Raw genomic sequence first — 19,716 nt, 5'->3', positions numbered from 1 at the left:
ACGACCAGCGAGCGTGCCGCCGAACAGCACCTCCTCGACCTCGCCCGGCACGACGCAATGCCTGGCTATGTGCTGCTCGGATTGCTCCGTCCACAAAATTTCGCGCACAGCCAGAGTAGAACACGACGCATTGCATCGCAATGCGTCAAATTCGCCCGTCGTGATCAGCTTTCACCCGAAGAGGTCTGGCGCTTGGGCTCACATGGTGCGGTAGTTGCGGGCGGGCATTCTGGGGCCGTGGCGGGGGCGGGTCGCGCCTGCTGCGCTGAGGTAGCGGACCGCTCGGTGGCGGTGGCCTTCGTAGGGGGCGAGGGCTTCGAGCATGCCTTCGTCGTCGAGCGGGCGGCCCGCCAACGCCAGGCCCACGATCGTCGGCAGGTGGTAGTCGCCGACGCTCACCGCGTCCGGGTCGCCCCAGGCCCGCTGCGCGATCTCCGCCGCCGTCCACGGGCCGATGCCCGGCACCTTCTGCAGGAGATCGCGCCCTTCGACGCCGCGCAGCTCGGCCGCGCGCTCCAACCTCGCTGCCACCGATGCGGCGGCGAGCAGCGTTCGCCTGCGGGCTCCGTCGATGCCCGCGCGATGCCATTCCCAGTCCCGGATCCCGCGCAGCTGCACGGGATCCGGTGCGACCCACAGCTTCTCGACCGGTCCTGGTGCGCGGCTGCCGAAGCGCCAGCACAGCTCCCGCCAAGAGCGCCACGCTTCCCGGTTGGTGACCTTCTGCTCCAGGACCGCGGCGACAAGCACGTCCCACACCCGGCCGGACGCGCACAGCCGCACCCCGTGCGAGGCCTTCCGCCCCCGCTCCACGACGTCGTGCACGGCGACGAACCCGCTGGCGTCGTCCGAGTCGCCGAGCAGGTCCGGGATGCCGTCGAGCACCAGCTGCGCGCCGGGCCCCCACGCTGCGGCGTCGACTTCTCCCGCGCCGTTCTTCCGCAGCCGCAACGTCGTCGGGCCCTTCGGCGTCGTGGTGCCCCACCACACCGCGCCCGAGGGATCGACCCGCGTGGTGGGATCGCCGCTGCCGCGGCGCAGCGGAGCCAGCACCCGGGGCAGGTCCACCGGGTACGAGGGGCACCAGATCCTGGTCAGAGCGTCAGTCATCGCCCTCAGAGGGTATGCCGACCCGCTCCGCCGTCATCGTGGGCCGCAATTTCAATGGAAATCGGAGGTCCGATTTCCATTGAATTTTCGGAAGTTCTCCACAGGGAGGACGACCTGTCCACAGGTGTCGGCATGTCGGGTCCCGACACGCCGACGGTTCACAGTTTCAATTGAAACTGCGGTACCCCCTCGGCATGTCGGGTGCGGACACGCCGTGGAGACCACAGTTTCAATTGAAACTGCGGTGTGGGGTGCTGGTGTGTCGGGTGCGGACACGCCGGGGTTCGGCTCAGCAGTCGGCGGAGAAGCGGACTCCGTGCTCGGGCAGGGTCACGCCCGGCCACACGCGGACGCCGTCGAGCAGTTCGCAGCCCGCGCCGATGTGCGCATCATCACCGATGATCGCGCCCCGCAGCACCGCACCCGCGCCGATCGTCGCGCCCGCTCCGATCACGCTGCTCTCGACCACCGCGTCCCGGGCCACGCGGACCCCGTCGAACAGCACCGACTCCACGACGCTGGCACCGCTCTCGACGACGCAGCCAGCACCGATCGCACTGCCACCGCTAACCTGGGCTCCAGCGTCGACCGACGTGCCGTCGAGGCACAGCGCCTCGCCGTGCTCCCCCGGCAGCGCGTTCGTCGGTGCGACGCCCAGCACCAGGTCCGCCGAGCCGCGGACGAACGCCTGCGGGGTTCCCATGTCCAGCCAGTACGAGGTGTCGACGTGGCCTTGCACACGTGCGCCCGAGGCGAGCAGCTCCGGGAACGTCTCGCGCTCCACCGACACCGGCCGACCGGCCGGGATGCGGTCGATCACCTCGCGGCGGAACACGTAGCAACCGGCGTTGATCTGGTCCACCGGCGGGTTCTCGGTCTTCTCCAGGAACGCGGTGACCCGCCCGTCCGGATCGGTCGGCACGCAGCCGAACCGGCTGGGATCGTCCACCTTGACCAGGTGCAGCGTCACGTCCGCCGCGGTGCTGCGGTGGGTGGCGATCAGCTCGTTGAGGTCCACTCCGGACAGGATGTCGCCGTTGAACACCAGCACGTCGTCGGCGCTGAGCCGGTCCGACACGTTGCGGATCGCCCCGGCGGTGTCCAGCGGCTGCGGCTCGACCACGTACTCCAGCCGCAGGCCGAGGTCGGAGCCGTCGCCGAAGTGCTCGGCGAAGACCTCCGCCTTGTAGGAGGTGCCGAGCACCACGTGCTCGATGCCGGCGGCCCGGATCCGAGACAGCAGGTGGCGCAGGAAGGGCACCCCGGCCGTGGGCAGCATCGGCTTCGGCGCCGACAGGGTCAGCGGGCGCAGCCGCACGCCGCGCCCGCCCACCAGCACGACGGCCTCCGCCGCCGGCGGTGCGGCCCGGTCCCGATCATCCGCGGACATCGGCGTAGCTCCTCCTGTACCTCACGGACTTCACTGACGAAAACCCATTGGGGGGAATACTCTGGCAGGGCCAACGGCATAATGAACACCGGGCCCGTCCCCGCACGGCTCGACGCCCGCCCCCGGCGGACCACCGACTGCGAACGACTGAGAGGGCATCCCCATGGACCCGCTCCTCCGAGCCGACGAAGCACTTGCTCGCGCGCGGGCACGCGGCGCGTTCGTCGTCACGCCGGACAACGCCACCTCGCCGATGGACGCCGCGAACACCGTGCGCATCCCGCGCGAGGTGGTCGATCACGTCGACCCCACGGACACCGCACCGTCGCTGCCCGTGCCCGGGCCGCCGCAGGCCGCCCCGAAGCCGCAGGCCGAGCCGCAGCAGGGCTGGCCGACCGAGGACTACGGGCAGCAGAACCTGCCGCCGAACCCGTACCACTCGCAGCGCGGCCCGAACGAGTTCGGACCGCTCGGTTCGCAACCCGGTCAGCAGTACCCCCAGTACTGATCAGCGCGTTTCGATGCGGGCCCGGAGCGCCAGCGCGGTGCGCAGCGCCAGGCGCACGGGCGCCCAGAGCGGACCCGGGTGGCGGTCGGCGAGGTAGCGGTAGGCGCTGCGGTGGTGTTCCAGCAGCATCCGCTTGGCCGCCTTCGCCGTGGAGCGCCCGCCGATGTGCATGACCTCGGCTCCGGGCACGTAGATGTTGAGCCAGCCCTTGCGGCGCAACCGGTCGCCCAGGTCGACGTCCTCGAAGTACATGAAGTAGCGCGGGTCGAAGCCGTCGGTGGAGTCGAACGCCTCGCGGCGCAGCAGCAGGCACGAACCGGACAGCCAGCCCGCCGGGCGTTCGGTGATCTCCGCCTCGGACTGCCGGTAGGCACGCGTCCACGGGTTGTTCGGCCAGATCTTGCAGAACACCGCGTGCCCGGCCCCTCGCCCGATCGAGGGCAGCATCCGCGCCGACGGGTAGACCTCGCCGCCGGGTTCCCGGATCAGCGGGCCGAAGGAGCCCCCGCGCGGCCAGCGCTTCGACGCGGCCAGCAGCTCGTCGAGCGACCCCGGCCGCCACTCCAGGTCGGGGTTGGCGATGACGATCCAGCCGTACTCCTCGCCCAGCGCGGCCACGCCGCGGTTGGCGCCTCCGCCGTAGCCGAGGTTGCCGCCGGTGGGCACGAACTCGACGTTGGCGCGCTCGGCTGCAGCGCGCTCGGGTTCGCCGTCGGTGGACCCGTTGTCGGCGAGGATCACCCGGACCGGCCGGTCCGTCGCCTGCTGCAAGGTGTCCAGGAACCGGTCCAGCGTCTCGCCCGGCGAGTAGGTCACGGTGACAACGGCGAGCTCGTCGCCGTAGGTGCGCACGTCGGTCACGCCACCACATTCTGCCGAACCGCCCCGAGCCCGGGAATCCGACCGCAGTTTCAACGAGGTTTTTCCCTCCTCGTCCTGCGTAGCGGTGCGGGTGGCGGAACCTCAGCGCCCGCCTGGACTCCGGGTGCCCGACTTGATGTATGCCAGATCAGCGGGTGCGGAGGTGGATGTGGTGGGCGCGGGCGAAGGCCGCGCGGTGCTGGGTGGCGCAGGCCGCCCAGGTGAACTCCTTGGCCCGGCGCTGCGCGGCGGCGGCCAGCGCTGACCGGCGGGTCGGGTCGTCGAGGAGTTCGGTGAGCCCCGCGGCGATGTCTCCGGCGCCGACCCCGCAGTACGCGACGGCGTCGCCGCCGACCTCGGGCAGGCTCAGGCGTCGCGTGGTGAGCACGGCGGCGCCGCAGGCCATCGCCTCCAGGACCGGCAGGCCGAAGCCCTCGCCGATGCTCGGGTAGGCGACGACGTCCGCGCCGCCGAGGAACCCGGCGAGCTGCCCGAACGGGAAGTAGCCGGCCCGGATCACGCGGATCCGGTGCGGCACCGCTTCCAGCGCCCGCTCCACGCGCGTGTCCCAGCCCGGCTGACCGGCCAGCACCAGCGCGGGCGAATCGGTGCGCCCCCGGCAGGCCAGGGTGAAGCCGCGGATCAGCGCGGGCACGTTCTTGCGGGGCTCCAGCGCGCCGAGGAACGCCACGTACGGCTGGTCGTGCAGGCTCAGCCGGTCGCGGACCGCCTGGACCTCTTCGGGTGTCGGCGGGTGGAACCGGTCCGGGTCGACGCCGTGGTACATCACCGGCATCCGCGTCCGGTCGGCGCCGACGGAGCGGGCGAGCTCGGCCGCCGTCGCCTCGCTCGGCACGATGCACAGCGTCGCGCGGCGCAGCGCGGTGCGCGTCCAGGCGCGGAAGAAGCGGGCCTTGACCGGCGAGTGCACCGCCGGGTTGGTGAAGAACGTGGCGTCGTGCAGGGTCACCACCGACGCCGCCGGGTTGGCCAGCGGTGTCGTGTAGTGCGGGGAGTGCAGGACGTCGATCCCGAGCCGCCGGACCAGCAGCGGCAGGGTGGTCTGCTCCCAGGTCAGCCGCGCGGTGCGGGTGGCGACGGCTTCGGCGGCGGGCACCACGTCGGTGCGCGGCGCGATGGTCGCGTACAGCTCCGCGTCGCGGGGCTGGCAGGCGACGGTGAGCCGGGCGCCGTCGGCGTCCAGCGCCGCCAGCAGGGAGTCGACGTACCGGCCGACGCCGCCCCTGTCCGCGGGTACCGCGGTGGCGTCGATGAGGATGTGCGGCTCGCCTCTGTGCACCAGAGCAGAGTACGGGGCGAAAAGCCCAGCCCGGGACGAGTACGTGAAAATGTGTTCAGGCCTATGCCGAGGCGATGTCCAGGTGCAGTGCCCAGACTTCCCGCGCCACCTGCGTCCAGGTGAAGTCCGCAACACGCCGGTGCCCCGCCGCGACCAGCTCCGCCCGCCGCCGCGGGTCGCCGAGCACCTCGCGCAGCGCAGCGGCGAGCGCAGCCGGGTCGGCACGCGGAGCGACCATTCCTGCACCCCCGGCGACCTCCACCAGCGCGGGCGCATCGGAGTGCACGACGGGAACTCCGAGCGCCATCGCCTCGACCAGCGGCAGGCCGAAGCCTTCCGCGAGGCTGGGCGCGGCCAGCGCGCTCGCGTTGCGCAGCAGGACCGCGAGTTCGCCGTCGGTCACCGACGACAGCACGCGCACCCGGTCGCCGACTCCGCAGTCCGCGGCGATCTGCCGCAGGTCGAGGTCGCCCCAGCCCTGGCGGCCGACCACCAGCAGCGGGACGTCGGGGACGTCGGCCATCGCCCGCACCAGGTGCGGGTAGCCCTTGCGGGGCTCGATCGTGCCGATGGCCAGCACGTACTGCTCCGGAAGATCGAGCTGCACCGCCGGATCCGGCTCGGCCAGCAGCGACGGGGTGACGCCCTCGCCGATGACCTGCACGCGGGGCGCGGAGGTGTGCTCGGCGAGTTCGGCGGCCACCGCGGAGGTGGGCACGACCAGCGCGTCGGCTTGCCGGGCGGCCCGGCTGATCGCCCTGCGGTGCCAGGAAACCCCTCGCGGCGTCAGGGTTTCCGGGTGCGTCCACGGGACGGTGTCGTGCACGGTCACCACGAGCCCGCGCCCGCGCTTGGCCGGCGGCGCGAGGGGTGTCATGGCGTGCACGGAGTCGCCGCCCGGCCAGAGCGGAACACCGCGTTCCCAAGAGGCGATCAGCGCCCGTCGCGGCAGCGGCAGCACTCGCGGCCCAGCCACTCCGGGCACCCGCGCGGCCTCGACGTCGCCGCCTCGGCTGATCACGCTGCTGATCTCCCAGCCGTCGGGCGCGGTTTCGGCCATCGCGCGCAGCAACTCCCGCGTGTAGCGGCCGGTCCCACCGGGGACGGGGGCGAGCAGCTGCTCAGCGATCGCGACGAGCTCGGGCACCCGCCCAGCTTCCCACGGCCCGAAGTGCGAAATTGACCACCCACTCCGTTTTCGCAGGTGGTTGAGTCGAGGACCGCTCGGCGCCGGGGGCGCGTAACGTCACGGCCGTGACGTCGGAACAGGTGCGCAGCACCGTGGTCGTGGTGACCTGGCGGGGGCGGGACCACATCGAGTCCTGCCTGGACGCGCTGGCCACCCAAGACCGTCCACATCGGACAATCGTGGTCGACAACGCCTCCGACGACGGCACGGCCGAACTGATCGCCGCGCACCCGTCGGCCCCCGAGGTCCTGCGGCTCCGCCGCAACCTCGGCTACGCCGGCGGCATCGCCGCCGCGCTGGCGCGCGTCGCCACGCCTTACGTCGCGTGGCTCAACGACGACGCTGCGCCAGCCTCCGGCTGGCTCGCGGCGCTCGAGGCCGCGCTCGACGCGGACCGCTCCGCGGCTGCGGCGACCTCCGTGCTCCGCACGTCGGACGGCCGCACGCAGTCCGCCGGCGTGCGTCTCACGGCCGACGGCCACGGCGCTGACGCGCCTGAAGCCTCCGGCGAGGTGTTCGGCTTCTGCGGCGGCGCAGCGCTGCTGCGCACCGACCTGCTGCGCGAAGCGGGCGGTGTCCCCGCTCACTTCTTCTGCTACTACGAGGACACCGACACGTCCTGGCGCCTACGCCTCGCCGGGCACCGCATCGTCTCCACGCCCGAGGCCGTCGCAGCGCACGCTCACGGCGCGACGACACAACCCGGTTCTGCGCAGTTCCACCGCTGGAACGAGCGCAATCGCCTGTTCATGCTGCTGCGCTGCGCCCCCTCAGAGGTCGCAACCCGCGAACTGGCCCGCTTCGCCGCGATCACGCTCGCGCTGCCGCTGCGCAAGAACGTCCCCGATGCCGCGAACTTCCGCGTCCCCCTCCGCCTCCGAGTACTCGCCGAGGTCCTCCGCCGCCTCCCCGCAACGCTGCGAGAACGCCGCGAGATCACCAGGTCGGCCCCGACCCGGCAGATCTGGCAGCGCTGGGCCGGCCGCTGACCGGTCCTCGATCTTCAGTCCGGGAACGCCGAACCCGAACCGCCGCGCAAACCGAGCCGCGTCGTCTCCTAACGGAAGGCCATCGAATCGGGTAGGCGGATCGGATCGGACTCCCGGCATGGTGCAGGCTTGAGGCGTGGCTGGAACTTCCGACCTCAGCAACCTGCCCCTCGTGTCCGTCATCGTCGTGAACTACCGCGGCGCCGACGACACCGTCGAGTGCTTGCGCGCGCTGCGCGAGGAACTCGACTACCCGGCCGAGCGGCTGGAGGTGATCTGCGTCGACAACGCCTCCGGTGATGGCAGCGCGGAGCGGATCCGGGCCGCAGCCCCGGACGTGCGGCTGGTCGAGTCGGACCGCAACCTCGGGTTCGCCGGCGGCTGCAACCTCGCCGCCCGCAACGCCTCCGGCCAGGTGCTGGCGTTCCTCAACAACGACGCGCGACCGGACCGGGACTGGGTGCGTTCGGCCGTCGCCGTGCTGCGGGCGGAGCCGACCGTGGGCGCGGTCGCCAGCAAGGTGCTGGACTGGGAGGGGCGGCACATCGACTTCGTCGACGGCGGGCTGACCTGGTTCGGCATGGGCTACAAGCGCCACGCCGGCGAGGTCGACGACCACTCGCACGACGCCCCGCGGGACGTGCTGTTCGGCACCGGATCGGCGCTGTTCGTGCGCGCCGAGCTGTTCGCCGCGCTGGACGGCTTCGACGAGCGGTTCTTCATGTTCTACGAGGACGTGGATCTGGGCTGGCGGCTGAACCTGCGCGGCTGGCGGGTCCGCTACGAGCCGCGGTCGCTGACCTTCCACCGCCACCACGCGTCGATGACCGACATCGCCTCCTCGCGGGAGCACTACCTGCTGGAGCGCAACGCGCTCGCCGCGCTCTACAAGAACGTCTCCGACGAGACGCTGGCGAAGGCGCTGCCCGCGGCGATGGCGCTGGCGGTGCGGCGGGCCACCGCGCGCGGCGAGATCGACCCGACGCAGCTGGAGATCACGCGCCGCAGCGAGTCCGAGGACGACTCGCCGGTGCCGATCGACCGCTCCGCGCTGGCCGGGATGCTGGCCATCGACCAGTTCGTGGAGATGCTGCCGTCGCTGAAGCAGTCCCGCGACGAGGAGCAGCAGGCGCGGGTGCGCACCGACGCGGACCTGGTCCCGCTGATGCGCAAGGCGATGGAACCGGCCTACCCGCTGCCGCGCTACCTCGCCGCGCATGACGCGCTGGTGGAGGCCTTCGGCCTGGACGAGGTCTTCGGCCGTCCCCGCAAGGTCGTGGTGATCACCGGCGACGCGGTCACCGAGCGGATGGCCGGTCCGGCGATCCGCGCCTGGCACATGGCCGAGGTGCTCTCCGTCGAGCACCAGGTGCGGCTGGTCAGCGTCAACGACCTGGTCAGCCCGCCGCCGGCGGAGTTCGAGGTGCACGCGGCGACCCGGCGCGAGCTCGGTGCGCACGTCGACTGGGCCGACATCGTGGTGCTGCAGGGGCACGTGCTGGAGATGGTGCCCGCGCTCAAGAAGGTCGATTCCACCAAGATCGTGGTCTGCGACGTCTACGACCCGATGCACCTGGAGCTGCTCGAGCAGGGCCGCGACACCGACGACGAGCGCCGCGCCAAGGACCTGGCCGGGGTGACGAAGGTGCTCAACACCCAGCTGCAGCGCGGTGACTTCTTCCTCTGCGCCTCCGAACGCCAGCGGCACTTCTGGTTGGGGCACCTGGCCTCGCTGGGCCGCCTGACGCCGGGGCTGTACGACAACGATCCGACGGTGCGCTCGCTGCTGTCGGTGGTGCCGTTCGGCCTGCCGTCGGTGGCGCCGCGCCGCACCAGCCCGGCGATCAAGGCCGTCCACCCCGGCATCTCCGCCGACGACAAGGTGGTGCTGTGGGCGGGCGGCGTCTACAGCTGGTTCGACCCGCTGACGCTGCTGCACGCGGTGCACCGGATCTCCCAGCGGCACAACGACATCCGCTTGTTCTTCCTGGGCATGAAGCACCCGAACCCGGACGTGCCGGAGATGGGCATGGCCGGTCAGACCCGCGCGCTGGCCCAGCGGCTCGGGCTGACCGACAAGTTCGCGTTCTTCAACGAGACCTGGGTGCCCTACCAGGAGCGGCAGAACTACCTGCTGGACGCCGACTGCGGTGTGACCACCCACTTCGAGCACGTGGAGACGACGTTCGCGTTCCGCACCCGGGTGCTGGACTACCTGTGGTCGGGGCTGCCGGTGGTGACCACCGACGGCGACTCGTTCGCCGACCTGGTGCGCTCGGAGCGCATCGGCGTCGTGGTACCCGCCGAGGACCCGGACGCGCTGGCCGAGGCGTTGGAAAAGGTGCTCTACGACGAGGAGTTCGCCGCGGAGTGCCGCCGCCGCATCGAACCGGTCCGGGAGCGCTTCACCTGGGAATCGGTGCTGGCGCCGCTCACCGAGTTCTGCCGCGACCCGCGCCCGGCCGCCGACCGGCTCAAGGCGTCCTCGCCGCTGGTGCGAAGCCCGCAGATCAACGGCACCGAGGCGGTGCGCCGCGACCTCGCGCTGCTGCGCGAGTACCTGGACGCCGGTGGGCCGCTGGAGGTCGCCAAGCGAGCCGGCGGGCGACTGCGGCGACTCGCCGGTGAGCGGTTCCGTGGCCGCTGACCTGCGCGTTCTGCTCGACGGAACGCCGCTGCTGGGCAACCGCACCGGGATCGGCCGGTACACGGCGTCGCTGGTCGCGGAGCTGGCGGCGCTGGTGGACGTCCGGCTGATCGGGTTCACGACTCGGGGCTGGCGGGAGCTGCGCGAGGTGGCGCCGCCGGGGACGCGGGCCGTTGGGCCGCCGATCCCGGCCCAGGTGCTGCGGATGCTGTGGCAGCGCGGCGCTTTCCCGCCGATCGAACTGCTCGCGGGACGGGCGGACGTGGTGCACGGGACGAACTTCGTGCTGCCGCCATCCGTCCGAGGTGCCGGGGTCGTGACCGTGCACGACCTGGCTTTTCTGGATGATCCTTCGCTGGCGGAGGCCGATCTTCCTGTGCTGGTGCGGAGTTCGGCGCAGCGGGCGCGGGTGGTGTGCACACCGACCGCTGCGGTCGCCGATGCGGTCAGCGCCCGGCTCGATGTCCCGCGCGACAAAGTAGTGGTGACTCCACTCGGCGTTGATCCGGCGTGGTTCACGGCTGCACCACTGGATTCCGCACTGCGAGTCCACTATGGACTTCCTACCGAATACCTGCTCTTCGTCGGCGCCGAAGGACCGCGCAAAGGCCTTGCCGGACTGCTGGAAGCGCACGGTCCGGACCTGCCACCGCTGGTCATCGCCGGTCCCGGCGAGCCGGGGAACGACGGATCGGTGATCCGCACCGGCTACCTCCCCGAGGACCACCTGCGCCACCTGGTCGCCGGCGCCGGCGCTCTGGTTCTCCCGTCCCGCGACGAAGGTTTCGGCCTCCCCACCTTGGAAGCACTGGCCTGCGGAACGCCCGTGGTCTGCTCGGACATCCCCGCCCTCCGGGAAGTCACCGCCGGTCACGCGACCTACTTCCCCTTCGGCGACCCGAACGCGCTCAACGAAGCCCTGCACCAAGCCCTGACGAACCCGCCAGACCCGGAATCCGGCCGAGCGCAAGCAAAAACCTTCACCTGGCAAGCCTGCGCCGAAGCAACCACCGCCGCCTACCGCCGAGCGGCGAACTAACCCCAGAAATGCGTCAGGCCAGGCTCCCAGTCATGCCCCGGGCCACCTGGCCTTCCTTCCATCACCCCACGGGATCAGGCACCGCCCATGATGGATGCATCGAACCTAAAAGTCGCCTGATTTTCCAAAAATGGGAGAACATCACCGAATCAGGCGATCACAAGCCAACTTCCGTATCGCTCGAAAGAGAATTCGACTGCCCCCGTACCGTGTCTGTTCGTGCCCATCGCATACGGCGACGAATCCTTCCGCGAGCACTCAGAACACGGCTTTTACGTACTCACCGGAGTCGTCTTCGAACCACGAATGCTCGACGAAGCCCACGAGACCCTCCTTTCGCTAAAGGGAAGGCGCCAGAAACTTCACTGGCATGGCATGGACGCCGCAGAACAACAGCGAGTCGTCAAGAAACTGGCGGATCTAGAGGGCATGCACATCGTGGTCATCGGGTCACCAGTTCCGTTGCAGAAGCAAGAACGTGCCCGCGCCATGTGTCTGAATCAGCTCGTAGTGGAGCTCTTCGTAGTGGAGCTCTACAGCCTCGGAATCGACCTACTAGTCCTTGAGGGTCGTTCACCCGACCTCAACCAGCGCGACCTGCGAACAGTGGCAGGAGCACGGCAGCGCCTTCTCCCCAAAGCAGCCAAGTTCCGCGTTGACCACTCCCCAGGCGACGCCCAACCCTTGCTGTGGGCAGCTGACATCGTCGCAGGTGTTTGCCGTGCAGCTCACCTGGGCAAGACTGAGCACAGAGAAATGTTGGCCAACCGCGTGTACGACGTCGAGATCAGCACTGGCTGCCACCCATAGAAATGCGTCAGGCCAGGCTCCCGGTAATGCCCCGGGCCACCTGGCCTTCCTTCCATCTCCCCGCGGGATCAGGCACCGCCTATTATGCACAGCCCAAGCTCCGCACACCAGCCGATAAGGCCCTGGCGCGGGTTTTCAAGGTCAACTTGACCTCTTCGGGTTACCCCGTCGCTCCGCGGAGTGCTTCCGGGTCGGTTTCGAACGCCGCGTGCAGGGCTTCCCGCCAGGTGCGCATCGGGGTCAGGCCCGCTTCTCGCCAAGCCGCTTCCGACAGGACCGAGTACGCCGGACGGGGCGCCGGGCGCGGGAAGTCCTCCGTCGTGCAGGGCTGGACGCGGGACTCGTCCAGCCCCAGTTCCGCGAAGATCGCGCGGGCGAACTCGCACCAGCTCGTCTGGCCGGAGTTGGTGCAGTGCAACACCTTCTGGTCCGGTCCTCGGCGCTCGGCCACTCGCTCCGCCAGCTCCACCAGGCCGTTCGCGAGGTCCGCCGCCCAAGTCGGGGAGCCGATCTGATCGTCCACGACGGACAGCGAGTCGCGTTCGCCGGACAGGCGGACCATCGTCTTCACGAAGTTCCCGCCGCGGGCTCCGTAGACCCACGCAGTGCGCACCACCCAAGCCCTGGCGCCGGAGTCCAGGACCGCGCGTTCGCCGTCGAGCTTGGTGCGGCCGTAGACGGTGCGCGGACCGGTTTCGTCCGTCGGCTCGTACGGGCGGTCGGCGTCGCCGCCGAACACGTAGTCCGTGGACACGTGCAGCAGCGGGATTCCGTTGCGGTGGCAGGTCTTCGCCAGCTGCGCCGGACCTTCGGCGTTGACCAGCCTCGCCCGCTCCTCGTCGGATTCCGCCGCGTCCACCGCGGTGTAGGCCGAAGCGTTGATCACCACCGGGCGGAGGTCGGCGTCGCGGGCGGTCTCGGCGAAGGAATCCACCGCGTCGGCGACCGCCTCGCGGTCGGTGATGTCGAGCTCCGCGGATCCCGGGGCGTGCACGAGAGCACCGGGACGCGCGGACATGACTCGGACCAGTTCGGCGCCCAGCTGGCCGCGGCCGCCCGGTACCAGGATGGCGAGGCGGGTCATCGGGCCACCGCCGAACGGGCCTTCAGCGGCTCCCACCAGGCGCGGTTGTCCTGGTACCAGCGGACGGTCTCGCGCAGTCCGGCTTCGAAGTCCTTCTGCGGCTGGTAGCCCAGCTCGCGGACGATCTTGCCGTGGTCCACCGAGTAGCGGCGGTCGTGGCCCTTGCGGTCCTCCACCTGCCGCACCATCGACCAGTCCATGCCCAGCTCCGCCAGCACCCGCTCGGTGAGCTCCTTGTTGGTCAGCTCGGTGCCGCCGCCGATGTTGTAGATCTCGCCCGGTCGCCCGGACTCGGCGACCAGCTGGATGCCCCGGCAGTGGTCGTCGACGTGCAGCCAGTCCCGCACGTTGAGGCCGTCGCCGTAGAGCGGCACCTGGTGGCCATCCACCAGGTTGGTGATGAACAACGGCAGCACCTTCTCCGGGAACTGGTACGGCCCGTAGTTGTTGGAGCAGCGGGTGATGCAGACCGGCAGGCCGTGCGTTCGGTGGTAGGCGCGGGCCAGCAGGTCCGAGCTCGCCTTCGCCGCCGAGTAGGGCGAATTCGGCTCCAGCGCGTGCTCCTCCGGCCAGGAGCCGGACTCGATCGAGCCGTACACCTCGTCGGTGGAGATGTGCACGAACTTGCCGACCCCGGCCTCGAGCGCGGCCTGCAGCAGGACGTTGGTGCCCACCACGTTGGTCAGCACGAAAGCGTCGGATCCGGTGATCGAGCGGTCCACGTGCGATTCGGCCGCGAAGTGCACGACCACGTCCACACCGGACATCACGCGGGTCACGACCTCGCGATCGCAGATGTCACCGCGGACGAACTCCAGCCGCGGGTCGTCGGCGACCGGTGCCAGGTTCGCCTCGTTGCCCGCGTAGGTGAGCTTGTCGAGCACGACGACGTCGGCGCCGGCGTACGCCGGGTACGCGCCGCCGATCAGCTGCCGCACGTAGTGCGAGCCGATGAACCCGGCTCCACCGGTGACGAGAATCCGCATCAGGCCCTTCTCTCCTGTTCGTGCCGCTTCGCCTGAATTCCTCGCGGGGCACCGCCGCGATCAGGGCGACGTGCGAAGTCTGGCATGCTGCGCCCGGCAGCGGCCACGCTCCCCAGTCACGCAGCGTATTGGAACAAGTTCACTCTTATGAGCGTCATCACCCCAAAACCGGGATCTGCCCACCGATCCCAAGGGCCCCGCTAGCCTGCAACGAGAACACGAGCAAAATCACCTCCCGAAGGTGTAACGCTCGCGGCAGTCCAAGGAGGAAGCGGCGTGGAGGATCGGCCCAGGTGGCCAGGCGGCCCGCAGGGTCAGCCGGGGAGGCCCGCAGCGCCGCGCGGGAACGGCCGCAACCGTCCCGGCACCCCCGGCAACCCCGCTTCGAGCGCTCGCCGCGCCGGTCGCGCGGGCAACGCGCCACCCGCCGGCGGCCCCGGCCGGAAGACTCCGCAGAGTGAAGCGCGCCAGCGCCCGTCGGGCCGTTCAGGTGAAGCGAACCTCCCGCCGGAGAACGACGTCTGGAGCCGTCGCCGCACCAAGAGCGGCGGCCGCGGTGGACGTGGCGCCCGCACCACCGGGCGTTTGCTGGTCGCGCTGCTGTCCGTGCTGGTGCTGACCTCCACCGGCTTCGGCTGGGCGATGTTCCGGCCCGGCGGAAGCGGCACCTCCACCGCCGACGTCATCGGCAACGGCTTCAACGCACCGGACGGCGCCACCGACATCCTGCTGATCGGCAACGACAGCCGCACCGACGCCTTCGGCAACCCGCTGCCCGAGGAGATGCTCCGCGAACTGCGCACCACCCAGGAGGGCGGCGACCTCACCGACGCCATGATCCTGGTGCGCATCCCCAACGGCGGCGGCAGCGCCAGCGCGATCTCCTTCCCCCGCGACACGCTCGTCGACGTCGGGCTCGGCCTGGGCAAGACCAAGCTCACCGAGACGCTGAACAACGGCATGGCCGCCGAGCGCCAGAAGCTGCAGAAGGAAGGCACCACCGACGAGAAGGAGCTCGAGACCAAGTCCCGGCTCGCCGGGAAGCAGCTGCTGCGCAAGACCATCGAGGACCTCACCGGCGTCAGCATCGACCACTACGCCGAGGTCAACCTGCTCGGCTTCTACGAGATCACCAAGGCCGTCGGCGGTGTCGAGGTCTGCCTGAAGGACGACACCAAGGACCCGCTGTCCGGGGCCAGCTTCAAGAAGGGCCAGCAGACCATCGAGGGCGCCGACGCGCTGGCCTTCGTCCGGCAGCGGCACGGCCTGATCAACGAGCTCTCCCGCGGCAAGCGCCAGCAGGTGTTCATGTCCGGGCTCGCCCGCAAGGTGATGTCCAGCGGCACCCTGACCAACCCGGCGAAGCTGACCGATCTGATCGACGCGATCAAGAAGTCGGTCACCCTGGACCCGGCGCTGGCCGACGACCTGCTCGGCTTCGCCCAGCAGATGCAGGGCATCGCCGGCGGCGACGTGCAGTTCTACACCGCCCCGGTGCACCTGGTCGGTCCGTCCGGCAAGGAGCAGGTCACCATCAACATCCCCGAGACCCGGCGGTTCGCGGCCGATCTCCTGCTGAACCCCCAGGAGCGGGAGCAGAAGATGGCGGCGCAGAAGGCCCGCGCGGAGACCTCGGTCAGCGTCTACAACGCCTCCGGCGTCAGCGGTCTGGCCGCCCGGGTCCTCGACGAGGTGTCCGGGCAGGGCTTCACGGCGGGCAGCAGCTCGAACGCCGAAACCATGGCGAAGTCGGTGGTCTACTACGCCGCAGGCGGGGAGGAGGCCGCCAAGGAGGTGGCCGAGGCCCTCGGCGGGCTGCCCACCGAGGCGAACGCCAACGTCCAGGCCGGCAGCGTCCAGGTCTACCTGGGCAAGGACTACAAGGGCCCGGGCACGCAGAACTTCGCCGGCCCGCGCGCGGTCAAGCTCGACGGCTTCCGCCAGCTGCCGCCGCTGCACACCCAGCAGGACGTCAACGAGCAGCCCATCACCCCCGACGGAGTTCCCTGCGTCGAGTGACACCGGCGTCACACGATCGCGTGCACGACCCCGCTTCGGGCAGCGGTTAACCTTGTCCGGCAACGCACCGCGGCGGGGGAGGCTCAGTGGGCGAACCGGAGCAGGAGACCGACGAAGCGGTCGAGCCGACCGCGCAGCAGCGGACCGGGTTCCGCATCGCCGGTCGCAGCGCGATCGCGCTGGTCTCGGCGATCGTGCTCGGCATCACCGCCGTCGGCTGGATCGTGGTGGACCGCCTCAGCGACGTCAGCTCCGCGAACGTGCTCGCCGACCCGCCGCAGCAGCAGAGCGATGACGACGGCGCGACCGACGTCCTGCTGGTCGGCAGCGACAGCCGCACCGACGCGCAGGGCAACCCGCTGCCGAACAGCGTGCTCAAGCAGCTGCGCACCGAAGCCATCGGCGGCCTGAACACCGACAGCCTCGTGGTGATCCGGGTGCCGCACGGCAACGCTCAGCCGACCGCCGTGTCCATCCCCCGCGACACCTACGCGGACGTGCCCGGCGGCCGCCCGGAGAAGATCAACGCGGTCTACGGCCTGACCAAGAACGCCGCCGCCGAGAAGCTCCGCTCCGAGGGCCGCCCGGAGGGCGACGTCGAGCGCGAGTCGCAGCAGGCCGGGCAGCGCGCGCTGGTGCAGACGGTGCAGAACCTCACGGGCCTGCGCATCGACCACTACGCGGAGATCAACCTCCTCGGCTTCTACGAGCTCACCGAAGCCGTCGGCGGCGTCGAGGTGTGCCTGAAGAACGCCACCAGCGACAAGGACTCCGGCGCCGACTTCACCGCCGGCCAGCACACCATCTCGGGCGGCGACGCGCTGTCGTTCGTCCGGCAGCGGCACGGCCTGCCCCGCGGCGACCTGGACCGGATCGTGCGCCAGCAGGTGTTCATGGCGGCGCTGGCGAACAAGGTGCTGTCCACCGGAACGCTCACCGACCCGGCGATGGTCAACGACCTGGTGCAGGCCGCGCGCCGTGCGGTGGTGCTGGACGAGGGCTGGGAACCGCTGGGCTTCGTCCAGCAGATGCAGGAGATCGCGGCCGGCCGGGTCGCGTTCATGACGATGCCGGTGGCCAACACCAACGCCCGCGACGACCGCGGCCAGAGCATCATCGACGTCGATCCCGCCGAGGCGCACCGCTTCTTCGCCGGTCTGGCCACCACGCCACCCGGCCTGGCGGCGAAGCCGAAGCTGCAGCTGGACGGCACCGCCCGCACCGAACAGCCGATCACCTCGGACAGCAGCATCCCCTGCGTGGACTGACCGGGACTGGTCGTTCCGGCAGATCCGGCCGGTCTCGCCGCCCGCGGCCTGACCAACCGGGAGATCGCCACCACCCTGTTCATCAGCCACCGCACGGTCGGCTACCACTTGCAGAAGGTGTTCCGGAAGCTGGGAATCCCAGGCCGGGCACAGCTCCTCGAGGTCGACCTCGAGGCGGTTAGGCTCGGCGCATGAGCGTTACCCAGGCGCTGCTCGGCCCGCTGCTGGCCGAAGGGGCACCCAAGCCGCTGATCACGCACTACGACGACGCCACCGGGGCGCGCATCGAGCTGTCCCGGGCGACCACCGCGAACTGGGCGGCCAAGACGGCGAACTGGCTGGTCGACGAGATGGACCTGGAGCCGGAGACGCCCGTGCTGGTGGCGCTGCCCGCGCACTGGCAAACCGTCGGCGTGCTGCTCGGCGCCTGGTGGTGCGGCGCGCACATCACCAACGACCCGCGAGGCGCCGAGGTCGCTTTCGTGCCCGCGACGGACCTGGAGCGCGGTGAAGGCGCCCGAACCGTGGCGGCCGTCGGCCTCGACGCGCTCGGCGCTCCGCTGCGCGGACTGCCGGACGGCGTCGTCGACTACGTGTCGGACATCCGCGTGCACGGCGACGACTTCAGCCCGATGCTGCCGATCGACGGCGACACCCCCGCGCTGCTCGACCGGTCCGTCGACGAACTGGTCGCCCACGCCCGGGAACGCGCCGGAGCTCTGCACATCGGACCCACCGACCGCGTTCTGTCCACATTGGAATGGACGTTGCCGGACGGCGTGGTGGACGGCCTGCTGGCGGTGCTCGCCGGGCAATCATCCCTGGTGCACTGCACGAATCTCGACCCGGCGAAGCGGGAAAGCCGCCGCGAATCCGAGCGGACCACCGTCGAACTCGGCAACTGACCCCGCGCATGAAGAACGGCCTGCCCCGGATCGGGACAGGCCGTTCTTCATGCGTCAGGCCGCGGGCTGCTCGACCTTCGCCGAGTTCCCCTTGAACAGCCCGGAAAGCGTGTAGCGCGGGCCGCTGAAGCCGAGCGCCAGGCAGGTCGCCGCGAGCACCAGGACGTACTCGAATCCGCCGTCGCTGTTGAAGAAGCCGCCGCTGAGGTGCGCGGTGAACAGCGCGCCGATCATGATCGCCGCGAGCAGGACGCCGGCGACGGGCAGCAGCACACCCAGGATCAGCCCGAGCCCGCCGACCACCTCGACGATCGCGGTGAACCACGCCGCCACGGCGGGCAGGCCCATCTTGCCGAAGGACGCGACGACGTTGTCCATGCCGTAGAGCACGAACTTCTGGTAACCGTGCGCGAGGAAGGTCGCGCCCACCACCAGGCGGGCGACCAGGGCCATCACGTCGCGTAGACGGTGCTGCATGGGAAGACCTTTCGAGGAGTGGGTCTGCGTTGCCAACAAGCATACGTGAAGCTTCAAATAAACCCGCCCGTCGAGAAGATGCTCACACGATCACCGCCCTGCGGCGCGAGCTCGCGCGAACTCGCCAGAAAGATGGCAAACGACCAGTACCAGCTGCGACTACTGGTAAGTAACATCGAGGGATGCGTGACATCCAGGCGCTCTTCACCCCCGCCGGCGAGCAGCTCGTACCGAGCGAAGCTGCCTGCAGCCCCTGGGGCGAACTGGTCGGCGGCGGCCCAGTGGCCGGGCTGCTCGCCCGGGCCGTGGAGCTGACCAGCAACGACCCGGACCTGTTCATCGCCCGACTCACCGTGGACCTGATGCGACCGGTGCCGGCCAAGCCGCTGTCGGTCACCGCCGAACCGCTGCGCACCGGGAAACGCCTCCAGGTGAGCGAAGCGACCCTCACCGTCGACGGCAAGCCCTCGGCCCGCGCCACCGCCCAGATGCTGCGGCGAACCGAGGTGGACGGCACCGTCCCGGAGGTGAAGGCCCCGTTCCCCGGACCTGCCGAACTACCGGACGGGCACTTGCTGCCCCCGGAGCTCGGACTGCGCTGGGGCGTTCACGACGTGGTCCAGGTCCGCTGGCGAGAAGACCAGCGGGCGACCAGCTCCAGCAAGGCGTGGATGCACATGCCGATGCCGCTGGTTCCCTGCGAAGCGCTGAGCCCGCTGGCGCACGTGGCGATCCTGGTCGACTGCATCAGCGCAGCCAGCCCGGTCGGACCGATCTTCGGCCCGTGGATCAACACCGACATCACGCTCTACCTGCACCGCCCGTTCGAAGGCGAATGGCTCGGCATGGAGATCGACCGGGACGTCCAACCAACCGGCATCGGTGTGGCCAATGCCCGCCTGTACGACGAGCGAGGCCTCATCGGCAGCGCTCACGAAGCAGTCATGGTCAACCAGCTCGGCTGAACAGCGGTCCCGCAATCCGCGGGACCGCCCTTCCGAGAACGCAAAAAAAGGGGGCTTCCCGAACCGAAGTCCGGGAAGCCCCCTTCTCACATAGTGTGTCGGCGGTGTCTTACTCTCCCACACCCTGTCGAGTGCAGTACCATCAGCGCTGGGGAGCTTAGCTACCGGG

The 19,716-nt window shown here is 70.3% G+C and carries 18 protein-coding genes; 10 read left to right on the top strand and 8 right to left on the bottom strand.

The features are described from left to right. Nucleotides 1–198 precede the first annotated feature (198 nt). Together OU415_RS32355 and manB are read right to left on the bottom strand one after the other, a co-directional pair. Nucleotides 199–1,110 (bottom strand): DNA-3-methyladenine glycosylase family protein, encoded by a 912-nt coding sequence (locus OU415_RS32355; RefSeq protein WP_270953297.1) that lies wholly within the window; start codon nucleotides 1,108–1,110, stop codon nucleotides 199–201. 289 nt (nucleotides 1,111–1,399) lie between these two features. Further along, on the bottom strand, nucleotides 1,400–2,500 hold the full coding sequence (manB, locus tag OU415_RS32350; RefSeq protein ID WP_270953296.1) for a mannose-1-phosphate guanylyltransferase: 1,101 nt from the start codon (nucleotides 2,498–2,500) through the stop codon (nucleotides 1,400–1,402). A gap of 163 nt (nucleotides 2,501–2,663) precedes the next feature. On the opposite strand from manB, the gene OU415_RS32345 reads away from it, so the two are divergent. After that, nucleotides 2,664–3,008, top strand: a complete 345-nt coding sequence (locus tag OU415_RS32345; RefSeq protein ID WP_270953307.1) for a hypothetical protein — start codon at nucleotides 2,664–2,666, stop codon at nucleotides 3,006–3,008. On the opposite strand, the gene OU415_RS32340 is transcribed toward OU415_RS32345, so the two are convergent. The 3 genes from OU415_RS32340 to OU415_RS32330 all read right to left on the bottom strand — a co-directional run bounded on the left by OU415_RS32340 (nucleotide 3,009) and on the right by OU415_RS32330 (nucleotide 6,316). Continuing rightward, entirely contained in the window at nucleotides 3,009–3,869 is an 861-nt protein-coding gene (locus tag OU415_RS32340; protein WP_270953295.1) for a glycosyltransferase family 2 protein, read from the bottom strand. It abuts the gene before it with no gap. A gap of 148 nt (nucleotides 3,870–4,017) precedes the next feature. After that, nucleotides 4,018–5,148 carry a glycosyltransferase family 4 protein gene (locus tag OU415_RS32335; RefSeq protein WP_270953306.1) on the bottom strand — a complete coding sequence of 377 codons (1,131 nt, stop codon included), beginning with the start codon at nucleotides 5,146–5,148 and terminating at the stop codon, nucleotides 4,018–4,020. Nucleotides 5,149–5,230: 82 nt separating this feature from the next. Further along, nucleotides 5,231–6,316: a glycosyltransferase family 4 protein gene (locus OU415_RS32330; protein WP_270953294.1), complete on the bottom strand. Its 1,086-nt coding sequence runs from the start codon at nucleotides 6,314–6,316 to the stop codon at nucleotides 5,231–5,233. A 107-nt stretch (nucleotides 6,317–6,423) separates the two neighbouring features. On the opposite strand from OU415_RS32330, the gene OU415_RS32325 reads away from it, so the two are divergent. From OU415_RS32325 to OU415_RS32310, 4 genes are all read left to right on the top strand, one after another. Then, on the top strand, nucleotides 6,424–7,347 hold the full coding sequence (locus tag OU415_RS32325; protein ID WP_270953293.1) for a glycosyltransferase family 2 protein: 924 nt from the start codon (nucleotides 6,424–6,426) through the stop codon (nucleotides 7,345–7,347). A gap of 136 nt (nucleotides 7,348–7,483) precedes the next feature. Beyond that, nucleotides 7,484–9,994 (top strand): glycosyltransferase, encoded by a 2,511-nt coding sequence (locus tag OU415_RS32320; protein ID WP_270953292.1) that lies wholly within the window; start codon nucleotides 7,484–7,486, stop codon nucleotides 9,992–9,994. Beyond that, nucleotides 9,984–11,033 (top strand): glycosyltransferase family 4 protein, encoded by a 1,050-nt coding sequence (locus OU415_RS32315; RefSeq protein ID WP_270953305.1) that lies wholly within the window; start codon nucleotides 9,984–9,986, stop codon nucleotides 11,031–11,033. The genes OU415_RS32320 and OU415_RS32315 overlap by 11 nt, the downstream gene beginning before the upstream one ends. 219 nt (nucleotides 11,034–11,252) lie before the next feature. Continuing rightward, nucleotides 11,253–11,843: a hypothetical protein gene (locus OU415_RS32310; protein WP_270953291.1), complete on the top strand. Its 591-nt coding sequence runs from the start codon at nucleotides 11,253–11,255 to the stop codon at nucleotides 11,841–11,843. A gap of 160 nt (nucleotides 11,844–12,003) precedes the next feature. On the opposite strand, the gene rfbD is transcribed toward OU415_RS32310, so the two are convergent. Both rfbD and rfbB read right to left on the bottom strand, forming a co-directional pair. After that, nucleotides 12,004–12,927 carry a dTDP-4-dehydrorhamnose reductase gene (gene rfbD / locus OU415_RS32305; protein ID WP_270953290.1) on the bottom strand — a complete coding sequence of 308 codons (924 nt, stop codon included), beginning with the start codon at nucleotides 12,925–12,927 and terminating at the stop codon, nucleotides 12,004–12,006. After that, complete coding sequence (gene rfbB / locus OU415_RS32300; protein WP_270953289.1) at nucleotides 12,924–13,913, bottom strand: dTDP-glucose 4,6-dehydratase; 990 nt, start codon at nucleotides 13,911–13,913, stop codon at nucleotides 12,924–12,926. Before rfbB ends, rfbD begins: the two co-directional genes overlap by 4 nt. A 276-nt stretch (nucleotides 13,914–14,189) precedes the next feature. On the opposite strand from rfbB, the gene OU415_RS32295 reads away from it, so the two are divergent. The 4 genes from OU415_RS32295 (at nucleotide 14,190) to OU415_RS32280 (ending at nucleotide 18,105) form a co-directional block, all read left to right on the top strand. Further along, the gene (locus tag OU415_RS32295; protein WP_270953288.1) at nucleotides 14,190–15,932 is read left to right on the top strand and encodes an LCP family protein; all 1,743 of its coding nucleotides are present in this window, start codon (nucleotides 14,190–14,192) and stop codon (nucleotides 15,930–15,932) included. 86 nt (nucleotides 15,933–16,018) lie between these two features. Beyond that, nucleotides 16,019–17,200, top strand: a complete 1,182-nt coding sequence (locus OU415_RS32290) for an LCP family protein (RefSeq protein ID WP_270953287.1) — start codon at nucleotides 16,019–16,021, stop codon at nucleotides 17,198–17,200. A gap of 6 nt (nucleotides 17,201–17,206) precedes the next feature. Then, a complete protein-coding gene (locus OU415_RS32285; protein ID WP_270953304.1) occupies nucleotides 17,207–17,395 on the top strand; it encodes a helix-turn-helix domain-containing protein in 189 nt (62 codons plus the stop codon). Continuing rightward, a complete protein-coding gene (locus OU415_RS32280; RefSeq protein WP_270953286.1) occupies nucleotides 17,392–18,105 on the top strand; it encodes a TIGR03089 family protein in 714 nt (237 codons plus the stop codon). Before OU415_RS32285 ends, OU415_RS32280 begins: the two co-directional genes overlap by 4 nt. A 54-nt stretch (nucleotides 18,106–18,159) precedes the next feature. Here the strand turns inward: OU415_RS32280 and OU415_RS32275 are convergent, their stop codons facing one another. Beyond that, complete coding sequence (locus OU415_RS32275) at nucleotides 18,160–18,582, bottom strand: DoxX family protein (RefSeq protein ID WP_270953285.1); 423 nt, start codon at nucleotides 18,580–18,582, stop codon at nucleotides 18,160–18,162. A gap of 182 nt (nucleotides 18,583–18,764) precedes the next feature. Here OU415_RS32275 and OU415_RS32270 point away from each other — a divergent pair, with 182 nt between their 5' ends. Then, nucleotides 18,765–19,547, top strand: a complete 783-nt coding sequence (locus OU415_RS32270; protein WP_270953284.1) for a thioesterase family protein — start codon at nucleotides 18,765–18,767, stop codon at nucleotides 19,545–19,547. Nucleotides 19,548–19,716 lie beyond the last annotated feature (169 nt).

Origin of the sequence: Saccharopolyspora oryzae (assembly GCF_027853915.1) — a bacterium.
GTDB lineage: Bacteria > Actinomycetota > Actinomycetes > Mycobacteriales > Pseudonocardiaceae > Saccharopolyspora > Saccharopolyspora oryzae.
The sequence above is the reverse complement of the archived record's forward strand: the minus strand, read 5'-3'. Positions and strand labels throughout refer to the sequence as shown.

Excerpts from the sequence above, each read along its gene's own strand:
- OU415_RS32275 (WP_270953285.1), bottom strand. The coding sequence starts at position 18,582 with ATGCAGCACCGTCTACGCGACGTGATGGCCCTGGTCGCCCGCCTGGTG.
- OU415_RS32355 (WP_270953297.1), bottom strand. The coding sequence starts at position 1,110 with ATGACTGACGCTCTGACCAGGATCTGGTGCCCCTCGTACCCGGTGGAC.
- OU415_RS32270 (WP_270953284.1), top strand. The coding sequence starts at position 18,765 with ATGCGTGACATCCAGGCGCTCTTCACCCCCGCCGGCGAGCAGCTCGTA.
- OU415_RS32345 (WP_270953307.1), top strand. The coding sequence starts at position 2,664 with ATGGACCCGCTCCTCCGAGCCGACGAAGCACTTGCTCGCGCGCGGGCA.
- manB (WP_270953296.1), bottom strand. The coding sequence starts at position 2,500 with ATGTCCGCGGATGATCGGGACCGGGCCGCACCGCCGGCGGCGGAGGCC.
- rfbD (WP_270953290.1), bottom strand. The coding sequence starts at position 12,927 with ATGACCCGCCTCGCCATCCTGGTACCGGGCGGCCGCGGCCAGCTGGGC.
- rfbB (WP_270953289.1), bottom strand. The coding sequence starts at position 13,913 with ATGCGGATTCTCGTCACCGGTGGAGCCGGGTTCATCGGCTCGCACTAC.
- OU415_RS32280 (WP_270953286.1), top strand. The coding sequence starts at position 17,392 with ATGAGCGTTACCCAGGCGCTGCTCGGCCCGCTGCTGGCCGAAGGGGCA.